Consider the following 19,439-nt stretch of genomic DNA (forward strand, 5'->3'; position numbering starts at 1 on the left):
CGACGCGGCCCTGAGCCGCGTCGTAGGTTTTCTGGTCGTTTAAGTCTTATACTGCCTTGTAGGCTTTGATGACCGCCTCGACCTGTGCATCGTTCATGACCTTGAGCTGCTGGGGCGAGAGAGCGCCGGCCTGGGCGCTGTTCAGACCACCAATGGCAGCTGTGGAGAGACCGGCGACGGCATTTGCGCTGATCGCTTTGATCTCATCGGTCGAGAAGAGTGCCAGTTCGCTGCTGTTCAGGGTCGCGATCTGTGCGGAGCTGAGGCCGGAAACCTGATCGGAGTTGAGGGCCTTGATCTGGTCGGTCGACAGGGCCGCGAACTGTGCCGAAGAGAGCGCTGAGGCCTGTGCTTTGCTCAGGGCGGCGACGTTATCGGTGCTCAGCTTGCTGGCATCGAGGCCTGCGAGTGCCTTGGTGCTGATGGCCTTGACCTCGTCGGTCGAGAAGGTGGCAAGGCTATCAGAGGACAGGGCGCCAAGCTGTGCCGAAGACAGGCCAGCGATCTGCGTCTTTGTCAGTGCCGCGGCGTTTGCGGTGCCGAGGCCCGCGAGCGCCGCCGCGGAAAGACCGGCGATGGCATTTGCGCTGATCGCTTTGATCTCATCGGTCGAGAAGAGTGCCAGTTCGCTGCTGCTCAGGGTCGCAACCTGGGCGGAGCTGAGACCGGCGACCTGATCGGAGCCGAGGGCCGTGATCTGATCGGTCGAGAGAGCTGCGAACTGTGCCGTGGAAAGTGCTGCGGCCTGTGTTCTGCTCAGGGCGGCGATGTTACCGGTGCTCAGCTTGCTGACGTCGAGGCCTGCCAGTGCCTTGGTGCTGATGGCCTTGACCTCATCGGCGGAGAAGGTGGCAAGGCTGTCGGAAGACAGGGCGTTGAGCTGTGTCGAAGACAGGCCGGCGATCTGCGTCTTGGTCAATGCCGCAGCGTTTTCGGTGCCGAGACCGGTCAGGGTAAGACCGGCGATGGCATTGGCGCTGAGAGCCTTGATCTCGTCGGTCGAGAACAGCGCCAGTTCGCTGCTGCTCAGGGTGGCGACCTGTGCGGAGCTGAGGCCGGCAACCTGATCGGAGTTAAGGGCCTTGATCTGATCGGTCGAGAGAGCTGCAAACTGCGCCGAGGACAGTGCCGCTGCCTGCGTTCTGCTCAGGGCGGCGATGTTACCGGTGCTCAGCTTGGTGACGTCGATGCCTGCGAGAGCCTTGGTGCTGATGGCCTTGACTTCATCGGCGGAGAAGGTGGCAAGGCTGTCGGAAGACAGGGCGTTGAGCTGTGTCGAAGACAGGCCGGCGATCTGCGTCTTTGTCAGAGCGGCGGCGTTTTCGGTGCCGAGACCAGCCAGGGTAAGACCGGCGATGGCATTGGCGCTGATGGCCTTGATCTCGTCGGTCGAGAAGAGTGCCAGTTCGCTGCTGTTCAGGGTCGCAACCTGGGCGGAGCTGAGACCGGCAACCTGATCGGAGTTGAGGGCCTTGATCTGATCGGTCGAGAGAGCTGCGAACTGTGTCGAGGACAGTGCCGAAATCTGCGTTCTGCTCAGGGCCGCAATGTTGCCGGTGCTCAGCTTGCTGGCATCAAGACCGGCGAGGGCTCTGGTGCTGATGGCCTTGACCTCGTCGGCAGAGAAGGTGGCAAGGTTGTCGGAGGACAGGGCGTTGAGCTGTGCCGAAGACAGGCCAGCGATCTGCGTCTTTGTCAGTGCGGCGGCGTTTTCTGTACCGAGGCCAGCAAGTGCAGCGGCGGAAAGACCGGCGATGGCATTGGCGCTGATAGCCTTGATCTCGTCAGAGGAGAACAATGCCAGCTCGCTGCTGTTCAGGGTCGCAACCTGTGCGGAGCTGAGACCGGCGACCTGATCGGAGGTGAGTGCCTTGATCTGATCGGTCGACAGGGCTGCGAACTGCGCCGAGGAAAGCGCCGCTGCCTGCGTTCTGCTCAGGGCGGCGATGTTACCGGTGCTCAGCTTGGTGACGTCGATGCCTGCGAGAGCCTTGGTGCTGATGGCCTTGACTTCATCGGCGGAGAAGGTGGCAAGGCTGTCGGAAGACAGGGCGTTGAGCTGTGTCGAAGACAGGCCGGCGATCTGCGTCTTTGTCAGAGCGGCGGCGTTTTCGGTGCCGAGACCAGCCAGGGTAAGACCGGCGATGGCATTGGCGCTGATGGCCTTGATTTCGTCGGTCGAGAACAGAGCCAGTTCGCTGCTGTTCAGGGTGGCGACCTGTGCGGAGCTGAGACCGGCAACCTGATCGGAGTTGAGGGCCTTGATCTGATCGGTCGAGAGAGCTGCGAACTGTGCCGAGGACAGTGCCGAAATCTGCGTTCTGCTCAGGGCGGCGATGTTGCCAGTGCTCAGCTTGGTGACGTCGAGGCCGGCGAGGAGCTTGGTGCTGATGGCCTTGACTTCATCGGCGGAGAAGGTGGCAAGGCTGTCGGAGGACAGGGCGTTCAGCTGCGTCGAAGACAGGGCGGCGATCTGAGACTTTGTCAGAGCGGCGGCGTTTTCGGTGCTGAGGGCAGCAAGTGCAGCCGCAGAAAGGCCGGCAATTGCATTGGCGCTAATGGCCTTGATTTCGTCGGTCGAGAACAGAGCCAGTTCGCTGCTGTTCAGGGTTGCAACCTGTGCGGAGTTGAGACCGGCGACCTGAGCCGAGTTAAGAGCCTTGATCTGGTCGGTTGAGAGGGCGTCGATCTGGCTGGTGTAAAGTGCCGTAACCTGAGACGCCGACAGGCCGCTGATCTGAGCGGAGCTCAGTTTTGCGATCTGGGTCAGGGTCAGTCCCTTAAAGGCGCTTACGGAAATGGCCCGGAGGTCTTCAGAGCTGAAGAGCGCAAGGTTATCTGTGCTCAAAGAAGCGATCTGAGACGACGAGAGGGCCTTGATCTTGGTGCTGTCAAGGGCATTCACGTCTTCAGAGGTTAGGCTGGCAATGGTGGACGTGGAAAGCTTGGAAATCTGCACAGCAGACAGTGAGGAAAGAATCGAAGTCATGAACGTGTCCTTTACCGAATGGCGACTGGTCACGCCTATCTGCCGCCAGACACTGCCCATGATGACAGCGGTCCGACATCCGCAAATAAAGCGAAATTGTGGAGAACATGGCTCATGTGAACCTGCGCTGGAAAGGCATCATGCAATTCGAGCCGGAGAAGGGGGCCCGGATTTTCCACGCTAGCTTGTGCGAATGCCGCTTAATAATTTCCGCCGCTTAACATCTTCGCGACGTGCGTGTCATATCAGGCGAACATTTAAAGCCTAGTTAATATTTGGAGGGGGCGCGTTTATTCTTGATGTTTGCGTATCTTAGAGCTTTATAGAGTATAAAATTGCGAATCCAATTACCCAGTCGGTCGGTTTTCACTGCGGGAAACCAGATATGTCCGCGCTCGTATAAGTAGCGCCCGTTTGAGCAGGCGGGAGCGCAAGGGTTTAATGTTTATTGTCGGTCAAAACGGAACAACAATTCTTGTCGCAAGCTGATTCGCTGATGTAACGGGCGTCAGCCGCAGTCAATAATTTGCTTTGTCTCCTTTATATCGGGTGCCGTGAAGTTTGTTTTTAGGGAGAGGAAGCTGTGATTTCCCGTTTCGTGGATATGGCAATGCTTTAGGCGGGCAGACGCGGGCCGCGATGATCCGCCACGAATGCCGGCCGGTTTGGGTTCAGGGCGGTTGTTCCGATAGGAGGTCAACCCTCCGTATCAGGCATGATGGCGCAGGGCGTCGATGATCACCTTCATCGCCGGAGACATCTGACGCCTGCTCGGATAATAGAGGTGATAGCCGGTGAAGGGCTCGCTCCAATTGTCCAGAACCGCCTGCAATCTCCCTTCAGCGATGTGCGCCTCGACGAGGTCTTCCGGAACGTATGCGATCCCGTAGCCTTTCATCGCGGCGTCGATCTGGGAGATCGAGGAATTGAAGCTTAGTTGTCCGTCAACCCTGACCCGCAGCTCCCGCCCGTCCTTTTCAAATTCCCAGGCGTAAAATCCACCCCAGGTTGCCTGACGTGTATTGATGCAGACATGGCCGACCAGATCCTGGGGTATGACAGGGATGCCGTGTCTGACGAAATAGTCCGGCGAAGCCACGGCTCTCAGACGCCAGTCGGGGCCGATCCGAACGGCGATCATGTCCCTGTCGACGCTCTCGCCCAGTCGCACGCCGGCGTCGAAGCGTTCCTCGACAATATTGCGCATGCCATTGTCGCTATAGAGCTCGACACGAATGTCGGGGTAGTTGGACAGAACGCGGCCCAGTTTCGGCCAGACGGTTGTTTGCAGGGCGTGATCGGACAGGGTGAGGCGCAAGGTGCCTGAGGGCTTTTCGCGAAAGGCGACTAGATCCGCCAGATCCGCCTCGATCCCCTGAAATCGCGGAGCGATAGATAAAAGCAGGCGTTCGCCGGCTTCCGTCGTGGCCACGCTGCGTGTTGTCCGCGTCAGCAGGCGCACGCCCAGCCGGGCTTCAAGCTGCTTGATTGTATAGCTCAATGTCGATTGCGATGTTCCGAGCGTCGCCGCAGCCTTCGTAAAGCTCCGCTCTTTGGCAACCTCCATGAACCAGAGGAGATCCTTCATATCCTCTCGCTGCATCAAAAACCTCTGATTAATATTGAATTTCGATAAGTCCATGCGAATTAGCACGGATTGTCCGCAAAGTCGCCCGGCAATATCTTCCCGTCATCGAAAGAAACCGGGATTTTAGTGGGATCTGGCGAATGACTCTCACCTATGACGAAAAGATGGGCAGCAGACATGCGGCATGGAGCGCCGTGTTTTGCATGACGCTCTGCGCCTTCGTGTTGATCGCTTCGGAATTCATGCCCGTCAGTCTTCTGACGCCGATCGCCGCCGATCTCGGCGTTTCAGAAGGTAATACGGGGCAGGCGATCTCCATCTCCGGCATCTTTGCGGTTATCACCAGCCTGTTGATTACCGGCCTGACCCGGCGGCTGGACCGGCGCGTTGTCGTACTCGGCCTCACGGCGCTCTTGATGGTGTCCGGCATCGTGGTCACCCTTGCACCGTCTTTCCCGCTCTTGATGCTTGGCCGGGCATTGCTCGGAATCTCGATCGGCGGCTTCTGGTCGATGTCCACCGCGATCGTGATGCGTCTCGTCTCCCATGATCAGGTGCCGAAAGCACTTGCACTGCTGAATGCCGGCAACGCGGTTGCGGCAACGGTTTCCGCCCCACTTGGCAGCCTGCTGGGCGCCTATATCGGCTGGGGCGGCGCCTTCTTTCTGGTCGTGCCTATCGGCCTGCTTGCGCTCCTGTGGCAATGGATCGTCCTGCCGGAACTTCCGCCGCGCCGCGCCCGTGTATCCGCGAATGTCTTCAGGCTGCTTGGACGTCCAGCCGTCACGGCGGGCATGATCGCGATCCTGCTGTTGTTCATGGGTCAGTTCGCACTTTTTACTTATCTGCGGCCCTTTCTCGAGCAGGTCACGCGGGTCGAAATCACGATGCTGTCGCTGCTGCTGCTGATCATGGGATTGGCGGGGGCGGTCGGAACCTGGGTCGTCGGCCGGCTGCTGCAACACCGTCTCTTCAGCATTCTTGCGATCATTCCCCTGTTGATGGCCGGTATCGCGCTCTTCATGGTCGCCTTTGGCGACGCGAAACTTCCTGTCGCAGCCGCACTTGTCGGCTGGGGTTTCGTTGGAACCGCCGCACCGGTTGGCTGGGGCACCTGGCTGAGCCGCATTCTGCCTGATGATGCCGAGACCGGCGGCGGGCTGCAGGTTGCCGTCATTCAACTGGCGATCACGGCGGGGGCCTCGGTCGGCGGCATTTTATTCGACAGTTTCGGTTGGTGGTCGGCCTTCACACTGAGCGCATTGTTGCTCTGCGGTTCCTCGCTTGCCTCTTTTGTCGCCTGGCGGCTGGCGCGGAGGCGATCGTGAATGGTCGCCCGGCGGTTTTCGCCCGACGCATCCTGCTGGCGATGGCCGCCGCCTTCATCCTGCCCGGGCGAGCTTTCAGCAAAAGCGGGCCTAACAATCAGGAGAGGACCGATTTGAAGATCAAGCTGGTTTTCGCAGAAAACACGATGATTGCGACGCTCTACAACAATCCGTCAGCCCGCGATTTCGCGTCCATGCTGCCGCTCGACGTCAGGATCGCTGACTTCGGCTCCAACGAGAAGATCGCCTATCTCCCTCGAAAGCTGACGGTCGAAGGCCACGGTCCGTTCGAAAACGAGCGACCTTACGACCTTTGTTATTACATGCCCTGGGGCAATCTCGCGATGTTCTATGCCGACTACAGGCATCCCGGCCTCATCCGGCTGGGACGCTTCGATAAAGGCTATGAAGCGCTTCATATCCCCGGGGAATTTCCGCTGCGCATCGAACGCGTCCAATGAACCGAACCACAACAGGAGTTCCCAGCATGAGCAAGCCAGTCGAAACTGATGAAACCTGCAATACCGGCAGGCGCAACCTGATGAAGGCAACGGGCATCGCCGTCGCCGCAATGGGCATGGTGCCGATGGCGAGCGCGACGCAGGCTTTCGCCCAAACCTCTTCATGGGACAAGGTCTTCCCGAAGAGCGACAATGTCGATCACCAGAAGGTCTCGTTCAAGAACCGCTACGGCATTACCCTGGCAGGTGACCTCTACCTGCCAAAGAACCGCGAAAGTGCGCCTTTGGCCGCCCTTGTCATCAGCGGCCCCTTCGGTGCGGTAAAAGAACAGTCATCCGGTCTTTATGCGCAGACCATGGCGGAGCGCGGATTTGCCGCGCTGGCGTTCGATCCCTCCTATACCGGAGAAAGCGGCGGCGAGCCCCGGAACGTCGCCTCGCCGGATATCAATACCGAGGACTTCAGCGCCGCGGTGGATTACATCGGGCTGCAATCCTATGTGGATCGCGAGCGTATCGGTGTCATCGGTATCTGCGGCTGGGGCGGCATGGCGCTGAACGCTGTCGCGGCGGACAAGCGCGTGAAGGCGGTCGTGGCCAGCACCATGTATGACATGACGCGGGCCATGTCCAAAGGCTACAACGACAGCGTTACCCTCGAACAGCGCACACAGGCGCTGGAGCAGATGAGCCGGCAGCGCTGGCAGGATGCGGAAAAGGGAAGCCCCGCCTATCAGCCGCCTTATAACGATCTCAAGGGTGGCGAAGCGCAGTTCCTGATCGACTATCACGACTACTACCGGACGCCGCGCGGCTATCATGCGCGTGCTGTCAATTCGGGTAATTCCTGGACGCAGACGACACCCCTGTCGTTCATGAACATGCCGATCCTGACCTATATCGCCGAAATATCGCCGCGCCCGGTGATGTTCATCCATGGCGAGAAAGCGCATTCCCGATATTTCAGCGAGACAGCTTTCGCTGCCGCTGCCGAACCGAAGGAACTCGTGATCATTCCGGACGCCAACCATACGGACCTGTATGACCGCGCCGACAAAATCCCGTTCGACCGGATCGCCGCCTTCTTCAGCCAGCATCTGGCCTAGAGGCCCGACCATCAGAACGTTGCGGCAGCCCCGGCTATTGCCATTTCTTGCTGCCGCCACGCTAAGCCACGCATCAGGCCGACGCGCTCGTGCGCGTCGGCGGGGTCAAGGTCGCCGGCTCTAGTCCAGCATCACCATATGCGCCGGCAATTGTTCCTCGAAGAATTTCGAGAAGGTCGCGATACGGGGCGGCAGCGTCTGATAGGGCGGATAATAGAGCGTCAGCCAGAGTTCGGGCGGCGCCCAGCCGGGCAGGACATGAACGAGCCGGCCGCTATGGATATGCTCGGCGATATTAAATCCCGGCAGCATGGCCACGCCCGCGCCATCTGCCGCCATATCGGCCAGAACCTCGCCGCTATTGGCGCTGAATGCGCGGCCGGCCGAGATGGCGATGCTCGATCCGCCGTCTGACAGGACCCAGTTCTCCCGCCGGCTTTCACCGCTATAGGCAAGGCAATCGTCAGGGGTCAGTTCGCTTGGATGTTCCATCTGCGTGAAGCGGCTGCCCGGTGCCGCCACCAATATTCGCGGCACGGCCCTGATCTTGCGCCAGATGGTGAATTTGTCTGACGGGGCGGACGAGATGCGGATCGCCAGATCGTAGTCGTCATCCACGATATTGATCAGGCCGTCCGACAGGGAAATCTCGAAGCACATTTTTGGATAGAGTTCCCGGAAACCCGACAGGATCGGCGGCAGCACCGTCTTGCCAAGCCATGTCGGCGCGCTGATCCTCAGGCGCCCCTCATCGGCCTTATGGGCGTTGCGGACATCGCGCCGGGCGTTCTCAAGCGCCTCGACCGCCGGCTGGATCTGTGCGGCGAAGATGGCGCCGTCCGTCGTCAAGGAAACCTGTCGGGTGGTGCGGACAAACAATTGCACACCGAGATCGTCTTCAAGCGCGGCAATCGCACGGGTGACGGCAGCCGCCGTCATGCCCAGTTCACGGGCGACCTGCGCGAAGTTGCGCTTTTCGGCCGCCATCAGAAAGGTTTTCAGAGCTTTATGGTCGTTCATCTCTATTATTTCAAAAATCGCAATTCATTCGAGAGAAATATTGCAATTCCGCGATGCAATCAAGCGGGTTACATCTCTGTCCATCGAAACGGACACACCAACAACGAAAGGCGCCGCCGATGATCAAGGATATCAAGGGCCTGCACCACGTCACCTCGATGGCGTCGGATGCGCGGCAGAACAACAGTTTCTTCACCGATACGCTCGGCCTGCGCCGGGTCAAGAAAACCGTCAACTTTGACGAACCCAGCGTCTATCACCTTTATTACGGCGACGAAAATGGCACGCCCGGCACGGTCATGACCTATTTTCCCTTCGCCAACATGATGGCCGGCCGTCCCGGCGTCGGTGAGGTGGGCGAGACGCAGTTTTCCATCCCCAAGGGTTCGCTGGGCTTCTGGAAAGAGCGTCTGCTTGCCAAAGGTGCCGCCGGCCTTCAGGCCGACACGGTCTTCGGTGCTGAGCGCCTGCGCTTCACCGGTCCCGATGGCGATGGCCTTGCGCTGATCGAAACGGACAATGACGCCCGTGCCCCCTGGCTGGCCGAGGGCATTTCCGAAGACAGCGCCATACGTGGTTTCACCGGCGCGCGCTTCAATCTGAACGACACGGCCGCGACTGAGGAACTCCTTCGTTTCATGGGCTATGAACGGGCTGATGCTGAAGGCAATGTGACGCGCTTCATCATTCCCGGCGGCAACGGGGCCGACACGATCGATCTTGCGGCCCTGCCGAAGACGCCCTTTGCCCGTCCGGGGGCAGGTTCGGTCCACCATATCGCTTTCGCAGTCGAAAACCGTCAAAAGCAGCTGGAAGTGCGCAAGGCGCTGATGGATACGGGCTATCAGGTCACCCCCGTCATCGACCGCGATTATTTCTGGGCGATCTATTTCCGCACCCCGGGCGGCATCCTGTTCGAGATCGCCACCAATGAGCCCGGTTTCGACCGCGACGAGGATACCGCGCATCTGGGCGAAGCGCTCAAGCTGCCGAGCCGCTATGAGCCTTTCCGCAACCAGATTGAGGCGAACCTCGCTCCCCTTGCGGCATAGAGCGGGTCTCTGATCCGCATCCACTGACCAAACAGATATTACGCTTTTCAAGACGGCTGCCCCTGCCGGGCAGCCGGCCGGCGAAGCCTTCCTAGTTTCCACCGCCGTAGATCGGCAATCACCACCTGAACGGAGAACTGAAAATGTCCAAGCTCGAAGTCCTTACCCCCGCCAACAGCCAGCTCATCTTCATCGACCAGCAGCCGCAGATGGCTTTCGGTGTGCAGTCGATCGATCGCCAGACCCTGAAGAACAATGTCGTCGGCCTCGCCAAGGCGGCAAAGATCTTCAACATCCCGACGACCATCACCACGGTCGAAACGGAAAGCTTCTCCGGTAACACCTTTCCGGAACTGCTCGCGGTCTTCCCGGAAAACGACATTCTCGAGCGTACCTCGATGAATTCCTGGGACGACCAGAATGTTCGCGATGCGCTGGCCAAGAACGCCGCCGGTGGCCGCAAGAAGATCGTCGTCTCCGGCCTATGGACGGAAGTCTGCAACACCACCTTCGCACTCTCGGCTCTCCATGATGTCGCGGACTATGAGATCTACATGGTGGCGGACGCCTCCGGTGGTACTTCTCTCGACGCGCATAAATATGCGATGGACCGCATGGTGCAGGCCGGTATCATTCCCGTCACCTGGCAGCAGGTGCTGCTCGAATGGCAGCGCGACTGGGCACGCAAGGAAACCTATGACGCCGTCACCGCGCTGGTGAAGGAACATTCCGGCGCTTACGGCATGGGCATCGATTATGCCGTCACCCATGTCCATGGCGGTGAAGAACGTGTGAAGCACGGCAAGCGCATCGGCCCCAACCCGGCCAAGAAATAAGCTTTCAACCCACGCCGCACCGGCAGGATCGCCATCCAGTCCGGTGCGGCTTTCACCCATCGAGGAGGTTTCGATGAAAGTCTATCTTCTGTCCCTTGGCGCCGGTCTGCTGGTCGGCATCGTTTACAGCCTGCTTAATGTGCGTTCTCCCGCACCGCCCGTCATTGCTCTCGTCGGCCTGCTCGGCATATTGGTTGGAGAGCAGATCATCCCCCTCGCGAAGACGATCGTCGGCAAGGAGCCGGCCGTGGTTTCGTGGATCAACCAGATCAAGCCGCATATGTTCGGCCATATGCCGAAGGGTGGCGCTGAAACAACTGGCCTTGCCGAGGTCAAACAGCCTATCAACCGGGAGAGAAGCTGATGCCGACACGACGCACCTTTCTTGGCGCGGCTTCGAGCCTTGCCTTTCCGAATCTGTTTTCACCGGCTAAGGCCGCTGATCTCATCAAGACCGGAGGTTCTTCCATGCACCCAGATACGATCCTTCACAACGGCCGCGTCACGACGCTCGACCGCGGCAATCCGAATGCAACTGCAGTGGCCATCAAGGATGGCCTGTTTCTGGAAGTGGGAAGCGATGCCGAGGTTATGGCCCTTGCCGGGCCGGATACGAAGATCATCGACCTGAAGGGCAAGCGGGTTCTGCCCGGCCTGATCGACAACCACACCCACGTCGTGCGCGGCGGCCTGAACTTCAACATGGAACTGCGCTGGGATGGCGTGCGCTCGCTTGCCGATGCCATGGACATGCTGAAGCGTCAGGTGGCTATTACCCCGGCCCCGCAATGGGTGCGGGTCGTGGGCGGTTTCACCGAGCATCAATTCGTTGAAAAGCGCCTGCCGACCATCGAGGAAATCAATGCGGTGGCGCCGGATACGCCGGTCTTCCTGTTGCATCTTTATGACCGGGCGCTGCTGAACGGCGCAGCGCTTCGCGCCGTCGGTTACACCAAGGATACGCCGAACCCGCCCGGCGGCGAGATCACCCGCGATGCGAACGGCAATCCGACCGGCCTGCTGCTCGCCAAGCCGAATGCCGGCATCCTCTATTCGACGCTCGCCAAGGGGCCGAAGCTGCCTCTCGATTATCAGGTCAATTCCCCCCGCCACTTCATGCGCGAGCTGAACAGGCTGGGTGTGACCGGCGTGATCGACGCCGGCGGCGGCTTCCAGAATTACCCCGATGATTACGAAGTGATCCAGAGGCTGTCGGATGAGAACCAGATGACGGTTCGGCTGGCCTACAATCTCTTCACCCAGAAGCCGAAGCAGGAGAAGGAGGACTTCCTCAACTGGACGTCATCGGTCAAATACAAGCAGGGTAACGACTACTTCCGGCACAATGGTGCAGGCGAAATGCTGGTCTTTTCCGCTGCCGATTTCGAGGATTTCCGCCAGCCACGGCCGGACATGCCGCCGGAAATGGAAGGCGAGCTTGAAGACGTTGTCCGGATTCTGGCGGAAAACCGCTGGCCCTGGCGTCTGCACGCCACCTATGACGAGACCATTTCGCGGGCGCTGGATGTCTTCGAAAAGGTCAACCGGGATATCCCGCTCGAAGGGTTGAACTGGTTTTTCGATCATGCCGAAACCATCTCCGACCGCTCGATCGACCGCATCGCCGCGCTTGGCGGCGGCATCGCAACCCAGCACCGCATGGCCTATCAGGGCGAATATTTCGTCGAACGGTATGGCCAGGGCGTGGCGGAGGCCACACCGCCGATTGCGCGGATGCTGGAAAAGGGCGTGAACGTTTCGGCCGGTACGGATGCAACACGCGTCGCCTCCTATAATCCGTGGGTGTCGCTGTTCTGGATGGTGACGGGCAAGACGGTGGGCGGCATGCAGCTTTATCCGCGCGCCAACTGCCTCGACCGCGAGACGGCGCTGCGCATGTGGACCGAAAAAGTCACCTGGTTCTCCAACGAGGAAGGCAAGAAGGGCCGCATCGAAAAAGGCCAGTTCGCCGATCTCGTGGTGCCGGACAAGGATTATTTCTCCTGCGCGGAGGATGAAATCTCCTTCCTTACCTCCGAACTGACCATGGTCGGCGGCAAGATCGTCTATGGCTCCGGCGACTTCAGGACGCTGGATGAAAGCAATATTCCGCCGGCGATGCCCGACTGGTCGCCTGTGCGAACCTTCGGCGGTTATGCCGCCTGGGGTGAGCCGCAGGGTGCCGGAAAGAACTCGCTCAGACGGGCGGCGATCTCGTCCTGCGGCTGTGCCAGTGATTGCGGTGTGCATGGTCACGACCATGCCGGCGCCTGGACGTCGAAACTGCCGATTGCCGATCTGAAGGGCTTTTTCGGCGCTCTCGGCTGCTCCTGCTGGGCGGTCTGAGGCTGATTGGCAAGACAAATCCAACGGGCAGTGGATTGCCGCTGCCCGTTGTCTGCGAAAGATCCGGCGATAAAAAGAATATTACAAAATTCGCAATTATATAGAAACTATTGATGCAATTGTTGGCGGTAATCCTTTGCGCCAATATCGCTCCATCACATGAACGCAGCGCCGCTCGAACCGACCGGCCAGATCGCAGGAGCAAAAAATGACCGAGCCATCTTCAACCCTTCGCCTTCGCGGCTTCCTCGCAAATGTCGTCCCCCCCCCCGCCACAAAGCCCCTTGCGCTTCTGGCGCTTTGCTCGGCCTATATTCAGGGGCCGCTGACCAAGATCTTCGACTTCCCCGGCGCGATTGCCGAGATGAACCATTTTGGCCTTCAGCCGGCGGCCGCATTCGCCGTCGTCGTCATCCTGTTCGAACTCACCGCCTCCGCATTGGTGGTGTCGGGCTTCCTGCGTTGGGCCGGTGCTCTGGCACTTGCGGGCTTCACGCTTCTGGCCACCTTCATCGCTCTCCGCTTTTGGGAAATGGCGCCCGGCATGGACCGCATGATGGCCACCAACGCCTTCTTCGAGCATCTTGGCCTTGCCGGCGCCTTCATCATCGTCGCCGCAATCGATCTCACGAAAGGAACGGGCAAATGAGTGCCGCAAAATCCACCGCGAGCAGCTTTGCTCCTCTTGCGCAACCAGTTTTCGCCGTCCTCTGGGCCGCGACGGTGCTCGGCAATACCGGCAGTTTCATGCGCGATGTCGCCAGTTCATGGCTGATGACCGATCTTTCGGCCTCGCCGGCGGCCGTCGCCATGGTTCAGGCGGCAGGGACGCTGCCGATCTTTCTTCTGGCAATTCCGGCCGGCGTGCTGACCGATATTCTCGACCGCCGCAAATTCCTGATCGCCGTGCAGCTGTTGCTGGCCTCCGTCAGCGTCACCCTCATGGTTCTGGCCCAAACCGGCCTGTTGTCCGTCAGCGCGCTGATCGGTCTCACCTTCCTCGGCGGCATCGGCGCCGCGCTGATGGGCCCGACCTGGCAGGCCATCGTGCCGGAATTGGTGAAACGCGAGGATATCAAGAGCGCCGTGGCGCTGAACTCGCTCGGCATCAACATCGCCCGTTCCATCGGCCCGGCCGCCGGCGGCATCCTGCTCGCGGCCTTCGGGGCGGCCTTTACCTATGGCGCTGATGTCGCCAGCTATTTCGTGGTTATCGCCGCCCTTCTGTGGTGGCCACGGGCAAAGAACGCCAATGATGCACTGGCGGAAGGTTTCTTCGGCGCATTCCGGGCGGGCCTTCGTTATACCCGCGCCAGCAAGCCGCTGCATGTCGTCCTGCTGCGGGCAGCGATCTTCTTTGCATTCGCCAGTGCTGTCTGGGCACTGCTGCCTCTGGTCGCCCGGCAACTGCTCGGTGGAGATGCGAGCTTCTACGGTATCCTGCTCGGTGCCGTCGGTGCCGGCGCCATCTGCGGCGCGCTGGTCATGCCGAAGCTGCGCGAACGTTTCGATGCCGATGCCCTGTTGCTGGGTGCGGCTCTCACGACTGCGCTCGTCATGGCTGGACTGTCCTTCGCACCGCCAAAGTGGCTTGCCATCATCATCCTGCTGTTCCTCGGTGGCGCATGGATCACGGCGCTGACGACGCTGAATGGCGCAGCCCAGGCAGTTCTGCCGAACTGGGTGCGTGGCCGTGGCCTTGCCGTTTATCTCACCGTCTTCAATGGCGCGATGACGGCCGGCAGCCTTGGCTGGGGTGCTGTTGGTGAAGCCACAGGCGTGCCGGGTGCGTTGCTGATCGGCGCTGCGGGATTGCTGGTTGCGGGCCTCGTCATGCACCGTCTGAAACTGCCTGCGGGCGATGCGGATATGGTGCCGTCCAACCATTGGCCCGAACCGCTCGTTGCCGAGCCGGTGGCTCATGATCGTGGCCCGGTTCTGATCCTGATCGAATATAATGTCGAAAAGCATCACCGTTCCGATTTCCTGCATGCGCTGGATGAACTCTCCCAGGAACGTCGCCGCGATGGCGCCTATGGCTGGGGCGTGACGGAAGACTCCGCCGATCCGCAGAAGATTGTCGAATGGTTCATGGTGGAATCCTGGGCTGAACATCTGCGCCAGCACAAGCGGGTTTCCCATGCCGACGCGGATTTGCAGGGCAAGGTGCTAGCTTACCATTCCGGACTGGAAAAGCCTGTCGTGCGGCACTTCCTAACAATCAACCGTCCGGGGAAGGCATAAGACAAAAAGGGGCCGAAAGGCCCCTTTTTTGTTGTTGCCGTTGCACCTGTCCGGCTATTGCGTAATCCGCTCCAGCACGCGGCTCAATGCGTCTTTCAGCGCCCCTGAGCCGCCCTTGCCGTCGAAGTCCAGCAGCACCTGCTCGTTGAGGCCGCCTTTTGTCGCGAACTCACGGCTGATCTCGTTGAAATCCGCCTTGCTTCCAGCAAGCACCGCCACCTCGGAGAGGCCGGCGAAGAGGGGGGCAAGATAAGCGCGCGCCTTTTCTTCCGGCAGACCATTCTCGGCCAGCCATTCGGTCGTGGTCTGCATGATGCCGAAATAGGTGGCCATCAGAGCGCTGGCCGCGGCCAGAAGGTCGTATTCCGCCTTGGTCTCGCATTCCACCGCATTGCCGAGCACGTTGAAGATTGCGGCAGTATCTGTATCGGCGGGATAGATGGCGGTGACGCCCTTGCGCCGGGCGACGAAGGGTAGCGGGATTGCCTGGGTGAGACGCACATCCGCGCCGATCCAGTCCAGGAGCGACTCGCGGCTGGTTGCCGCCACGACGCTGATGACCTTCTGCCCGTCGCGGAACCGGAGAGGCCGGATGACCTCTTCGGCGATCTGCGGACGGATCGCGAGCATGACGGTATCGCAGCCATCGACGATCGCCTGATTGTCGCCGGAGATGATCACCTGCGGAAAATCGACTGCAAGCCTGGCCGAGATATCCGCGCTGCGCTGGGACACCATGACATGCGGCAAGGCGGTAGGCCTGGCGAGCAGGCCGCGCACCATCGCATCCGTGATGGCACCCGTTCCGATAAAGCCGATTTTCTGGGGAAGGGACATGAGGGGACTCCACTGCAGCGATTGGACCGAGAGAGACATCGGCCGGGTCATTTTCGCCCGATGCTAGATTTTCCGCCGGTAGTTGTCGACAAGCGGACGGTGTCAATCTGTGTGATCATGGTCACGATCCCGGCCGATGCTCGCGAAAGGCGGCGGCGAGCGTGCGTAACGCCTCCCGGGATCTGCTGTCCGTCAGGGTCGAGAACATGATGATTTCGGTAGAAGGCAGGGGCGGCAGGCCAAAACGCTGGCTGACCTCCACCGTGCCGGGTGGTGCAAGACGGGAGGAGAAGGCGGAAACCGCAAGCCCGGCCGAGACGGCTGCGGTCACCATCGACGATGTGCCGCCAAGAAACACCTCCGTCCACGCAATCGCAGCCGCATCCAGGGCGCGGGTGGCTATGTCACGCACACCACAGGCGGGTGAGAGCGCCGCCAGCCGCAGCGGTTCACCCTGACGGTGTTCGAATTGCGGGGTTGCATACCAGCCGAAATGTTCCGGTCCGAGCACCTCGCCGTCGCGCCTGTCGTCTTCGCGCCGGATGATCGCCGCATCGATCTCCCCACGGTCGAAGGCGTCAAGCAGGGATCTGGAATGATCCATGCGTACTTCAATCGTAAGCCCGGGGTCGTGGTCGTTGAGACGTGCAAGCAGGGTCGGAACCTCCGGTCCCGCCACGTGGGCGGCAATGCCAAGGCCGAAGCGGCGGCGCGGCGAGGAAAGACCCGCCAGCGCCCGATCATGCGCGGCGAGAAACTCGCGGGCGGGCGCCAGAAATACCGCACCTTGTGCGGATAGCCGCACGGAGCGCGGTGTGCGTTCGAGCAGCCGCTGGCCGAGCCTGTCCTCCAGCCGTTTGAGCTTGACGCTGATGGCGCCCTGGGTGGTGCCGAGCGCTTCGGCAGCGCGGGTGAAGCTCTGCATATCGGCGATGGTGACGAAGGCCTCGACGGCCTCCACATCCAGCGTGCTCATATCGATTATTCCGATTTGTTGTCTCTGAAATAGCCAATCATCCAATTCAGTTATGGTCAAGCTTTGTCTAGCGTGCCTCCTCCACAGATCGGTTCTCGCAGTGGTGAACCGACCCTTGAAAGGCTGAAGAATGACCCTTGCCGTTACCGCCCCAGCGGGCAGCAGAAGCGCCATGGCGCTCGCTGCCGTCTGTCTCTCCGCCCTGATGTTCGGACTGGAAATTTCCAGCGTTCCGGCGATCCTGCCAACACTGGAACAGGTGCTGCACGCGGATTTCCGGCAGCTTCAGTGGATCATGAATGCTTATACCATCGGCGTGACGATGGTGCTGATGGGGACGGGGGCGCTGGCCGATCGCTTCGGCCGTAAACGTGTCTTCATCGCCAGCATCTTCGCTTTCTCACTGTCCTCTCTCGCCTGCGGAATGACGGAAAACGTCTCGGTGCTGATCGGCGCGCGTTTCCTGCAGGGACTGAGCGGCGGCGCGATGCTGGTGTGCCAGATCGCCATCCTGTCGCATCAGTTCCGCACGGCCCGTGAACGCGGCATGGCGTTCGGCTGGTGGGGCATCGTCTCGGGCGTGGGGCTGGGTTTCGGCCCGATCATCGGTGGCGCCATCGTTGCGCTGTGGAGCTGGGAATGGGTGTTCCTCGTTCACGTCGCGCTTGGCGTGGGAACATGGCTACTCGCCGCCGGTGGTGTGGGAGAATCGCGAGATCCGGAAGCGGCGCGTCTCGATATTGCCGGCATGGTCACGCTCTCGGTTGCCGTTTTTTGCCTTGCCTTTTTCATCACGCAGGGACCCGAACTCGGTTTCGTGGGCTCGGCGGCGCTTCTGATCCTTGGCGTCTCGGTTGCGAGCTTCATCGCCTTCGTGTTCGCTGAAAAGCTCAACACGCGACCGATGTTCGACTTCTCCGTCTTCCGCATCCGGCCATTTTCGGGGGCGATCATCGGTTCGGCGGCGATGAACATCAGCTTCTGGCCGTTCATGATCTATCTGCCGATCTGGTTTCAGGCGGGCCTCGGTTATGACAGCGTCACCGCCGGCCTCGGTTTGCTTGCCTATACGCTGCCGGCGCTGGTGGTGCCGCCTTTGGCGGAGCGCCTGTCGTTGCGCTACCAGCCGCGCCTCGTCATTCCGGCCGGGCTGTTCACCATCGGCCTCGGTTTCATGCTTATGAAGCTTGGAAGCGGCATCGAAAATGCGAGCTGGCTCACCATGCTGCCCGGCTGCATCCTTGCCGGTATCGGGCTCGGGCTGACCAATACGCCTGTTACCAACACCACCACGGGGGCGGTTTCCCCCGCCCGTTCCGGCATGGCTTCGGGTATCGACATGAGCGCGCGCATGATCTCGCTCGCCATCAACATCCCGATCATGGGCTTTATTCTGGTCGAGGGCGTCCGGGCTTCGCTTCTGGCAAACCTGCCATCAGGTGCTGACATCAATGCGTTGCAGTCGCTTGCGGAAAAGATCGCGGCGGGCACCGCCGGCGCGGCGCAGGGTGTTTCGGAAGAGCTCGTCCATCAGGCGCTTGCGGACGGTTTTGGTCTGGTCATGCTTTATGCTGGCATCAGCGTCTGGTTCCTTGCCGCCATCAGTTTCATGATCTTCGGTCCGGCGCGAAAACCTGCCCATGGTTAGCGCGAAGTCCCAGGCAACCTGGGACGAGCCTCAGGCGCTTTCGTTTACTCCGGCCTCGGCGAGACGTTTGCCGAGGCTGAAAAAAGAGGACTTCATTTGGCTGCGTTTGTCTCCACCCTCAAGGCTGGAGAAGGGCACCTTGAAACCGAATATTTCATCCGGCTCGCCAGAGCGTTCCCGCCAGAATGCATCGATGTCCGAAACCATCATTTTTTGCCTTCGGGCGCGCCGGTAACGGATGGGGTGTCTGGAGTGGGCGACAGCGAAATAGTCATGTGCACCCTCGGCGGCGAGACCTTGCAGAACCATCAATGCAGCCTCCTTGGGACGAAGCCCTGAGAGATCGCGCGTCATCGACACCATTTGCTCTTTCGCGGCGCGTGGGCCCTGCATGCCGCCAACGACAATCGTGTGGTTCTGTGTCTCGCGCCCTTCAACGAAAGTGAATGTTGCTGTCCAGAGAATGGTGTTGTCATGGCTGCGAATGAGTCTGACGGAAAAAGCACCCTCGTGCCGGCCGCCGCAACAATCCGCGAGGGCCAGTATGCATCGATATTCATCGTTCCGGCCGCGAACCGTGCCCATATCAATGGTTTTTCCCGCCCACAGCCCGGCCATCACGCTCCTGGAAAAATGCCGGTCCGCAATTGCGAAATTATCCATGAGAAGAGCCAGCCGTCTCGTCTGGGAAACTTTATTGATGAGGAGTTTCGACAGGGGTTTCTGGAGAAGGTCGTCATGCGGGAGCGGTAATTTTCGCTCTGTTGAAAAATCCGCCAGAAACCGCCACCACCGAAAGGTGACCAATGGATTGATCGCAAAACGCAGCCAGAAAAGGACCGCCCGCTTCCAGTAGGCGCGTCGGGTAAAGGTCATAATTCTCCAGAGCAACAAAAAACGGGGTGTTTCCGAAACTGTCTCGGCCACATCATCCGTGACCGGGAGTTTCTCTGCCAGAACGGCAGCATCTTGAATGCGCGACATAAATGGGCTTCCGGCAGAACATGG

At 60.2% G+C, this 19,439-nt stretch carries 16 protein-coding genes; 10 read left to right on the plus strand and 6 right to left on the minus strand.

Translation table 11 applies throughout. The features are described 5' to 3' along the window. Positions 1 to 46: 46 nt before the first annotated feature. Both ASB65_RS09185 and ASB65_RS09190 read right to left on the minus strand, forming a co-directional pair. On the minus strand, positions 47 to 2,989 hold the full coding sequence (locus ASB65_RS09185) for a beta strand repeat-containing protein (RefSeq protein WP_080868684.1): 2,943 nt from the start codon (positions 2,987 to 2,989) through the stop codon (positions 47 to 49). Positions 2,990 to 3,698: 709 nt separating this feature from the next. Further along, complete coding sequence (locus ASB65_RS09190; RefSeq protein ID WP_026363586.1) at positions 3,699 to 4,592, minus strand: LysR family transcriptional regulator; 894 nt, start codon at positions 4,590 to 4,592, stop codon at positions 3,699 to 3,701. A gap of 125 nt (positions 4,593 to 4,717) precedes the next feature. On the opposite strand from ASB65_RS09190, the gene ASB65_RS09195 reads away from it, so the two are divergent. The 3 genes from ASB65_RS09195 to ASB65_RS09205 are packed head-to-tail and all read left to right on the plus strand — an operon-like array spanning position 4,718 to position 7,472. After that, the gene (locus ASB65_RS09195; protein ID WP_060723759.1) at positions 4,718 to 5,905 is read left to right on the plus strand and encodes an MFS transporter; all 1,188 of its coding nucleotides are present in this window, start codon (positions 4,718 to 4,720) and stop codon (positions 5,903 to 5,905) included. Beyond that, positions 5,902 to 6,366 (plus strand): cyclophilin-like fold protein, encoded by a 465-nt coding sequence (locus ASB65_RS09200; protein ID WP_060723760.1) that lies wholly within the window; start codon positions 5,902 to 5,904, stop codon positions 6,364 to 6,366. Before ASB65_RS09195 ends, ASB65_RS09200 begins: the two co-directional genes overlap by 4 nt. A gap of 26 nt (positions 6,367 to 6,392) precedes the next feature. After that, positions 6,393 to 7,472 (plus strand): alpha/beta hydrolase, encoded by a 1,080-nt coding sequence (locus ASB65_RS09205; RefSeq protein WP_020010110.1) that lies wholly within the window; start codon positions 6,393 to 6,395, stop codon positions 7,470 to 7,472. A gap of 120 nt (positions 7,473 to 7,592) precedes the next feature. Here ASB65_RS09205 and ASB65_RS09210 read toward each other — a convergent pair whose 3' ends face one another. Continuing rightward, a complete protein-coding gene (locus ASB65_RS09210) occupies positions 7,593 to 8,492 on the minus strand; it encodes a LysR family transcriptional regulator (RefSeq protein WP_003508348.1) in 900 nt (299 codons plus the stop codon). 119 nt (positions 8,493 to 8,611) lie between these two features. Between ASB65_RS09210 and ASB65_RS09215 the strand changes: the two genes are divergently transcribed. From ASB65_RS09215 to ASB65_RS09240, 6 genes are all read left to right on the plus strand, one after another. Beyond that, complete coding sequence (locus tag ASB65_RS09215) at positions 8,612 to 9,544, plus strand: ring-cleaving dioxygenase (RefSeq protein WP_060723761.1); 933 nt, start codon at positions 8,612 to 8,614, stop codon at positions 9,542 to 9,544. A gap of 143 nt (positions 9,545 to 9,687) precedes the next feature. Beyond that, positions 9,688 to 10,380, plus strand: a complete 693-nt coding sequence (locus ASB65_RS09220; protein ID WP_003508350.1) for a hydrolase — start codon at positions 9,688 to 9,690, stop codon at positions 10,378 to 10,380. 73 nt (positions 10,381 to 10,453) lie between these two features. Continuing rightward, entirely contained in the window at positions 10,454 to 10,744 is a 291-nt protein-coding gene (locus tag ASB65_RS09225) for a XapX domain-containing protein (RefSeq protein WP_020813626.1), read from the plus strand. Further along, positions 10,744 to 12,726 carry an amidohydrolase gene (locus tag ASB65_RS09230; RefSeq protein WP_060723762.1) on the plus strand — a complete coding sequence of 661 codons (1,983 nt, stop codon included), beginning with the start codon at positions 10,744 to 10,746 and terminating at the stop codon, positions 12,724 to 12,726. The genes ASB65_RS09225 and ASB65_RS09230 overlap by 1 nt, the downstream gene beginning before the upstream one ends. A gap of 208 nt (positions 12,727 to 12,934) precedes the next feature. Further along, positions 12,935 to 13,375, plus strand: a complete 441-nt coding sequence (locus ASB65_RS09235) for a DoxX family protein (RefSeq protein ID WP_060723763.1) — start codon at positions 12,935 to 12,937, stop codon at positions 13,373 to 13,375. Continuing rightward, complete coding sequence (locus tag ASB65_RS09240) at positions 13,372 to 14,970, plus strand: MFS transporter (RefSeq protein ID WP_060723764.1); 1,599 nt, start codon at positions 13,372 to 13,374, stop codon at positions 14,968 to 14,970. Before ASB65_RS09235 ends, ASB65_RS09240 begins: the two co-directional genes overlap by 4 nt. Positions 14,971 to 15,024: 54 nt before the next feature. Here ASB65_RS09240 and ASB65_RS09245 read toward each other — a convergent pair whose 3' ends face one another. Both ASB65_RS09245 and ASB65_RS09250 read right to left on the minus strand, forming a co-directional pair. Beyond that, on the minus strand, positions 15,025 to 15,807 hold the full coding sequence (locus ASB65_RS09245; protein ID WP_060723765.1) for a pyrroline-5-carboxylate reductase: 783 nt from the start codon (positions 15,805 to 15,807) through the stop codon (positions 15,025 to 15,027). A gap of 121 nt (positions 15,808 to 15,928) precedes the next feature. After that, positions 15,929 to 16,783, minus strand: coding sequence for a LysR family transcriptional regulator (locus ASB65_RS09250; protein WP_003522061.1), 855 nt, complete (start codon positions 16,781 to 16,783; stop codon positions 15,929 to 15,931). A 130-nt stretch (positions 16,784 to 16,913) separates the two neighbouring features. Between ASB65_RS09250 and ASB65_RS09255 the strand changes: the two genes are divergently transcribed. Beyond that, a complete protein-coding gene (locus ASB65_RS09255) occupies positions 16,914 to 18,431 on the plus strand; it encodes an MFS transporter (RefSeq protein WP_060723766.1) in 1,518 nt (505 codons plus the stop codon). Positions 18,432 to 18,461: 30 nt separating this feature from the next. Here the strand turns inward: ASB65_RS09255 and ASB65_RS09260 are convergent, their stop codons facing one another. After that, positions 18,462 to 19,415, minus strand: a complete 954-nt coding sequence (locus ASB65_RS09260; RefSeq protein WP_060723767.1) for a DUF535 family protein — start codon at positions 19,413 to 19,415, stop codon at positions 18,462 to 18,464. Between the last annotated feature and the right edge of the window lie 24 nt (positions 19,416 to 19,439).

Origin of the sequence: Agrobacterium tumefaciens str. B6, from assembly GCF_001541315.1 — a bacterium.
Classification (GTDB): Bacteria; Pseudomonadota; Alphaproteobacteria; order Rhizobiales; family Rhizobiaceae; genus Agrobacterium; species Agrobacterium radiobacter.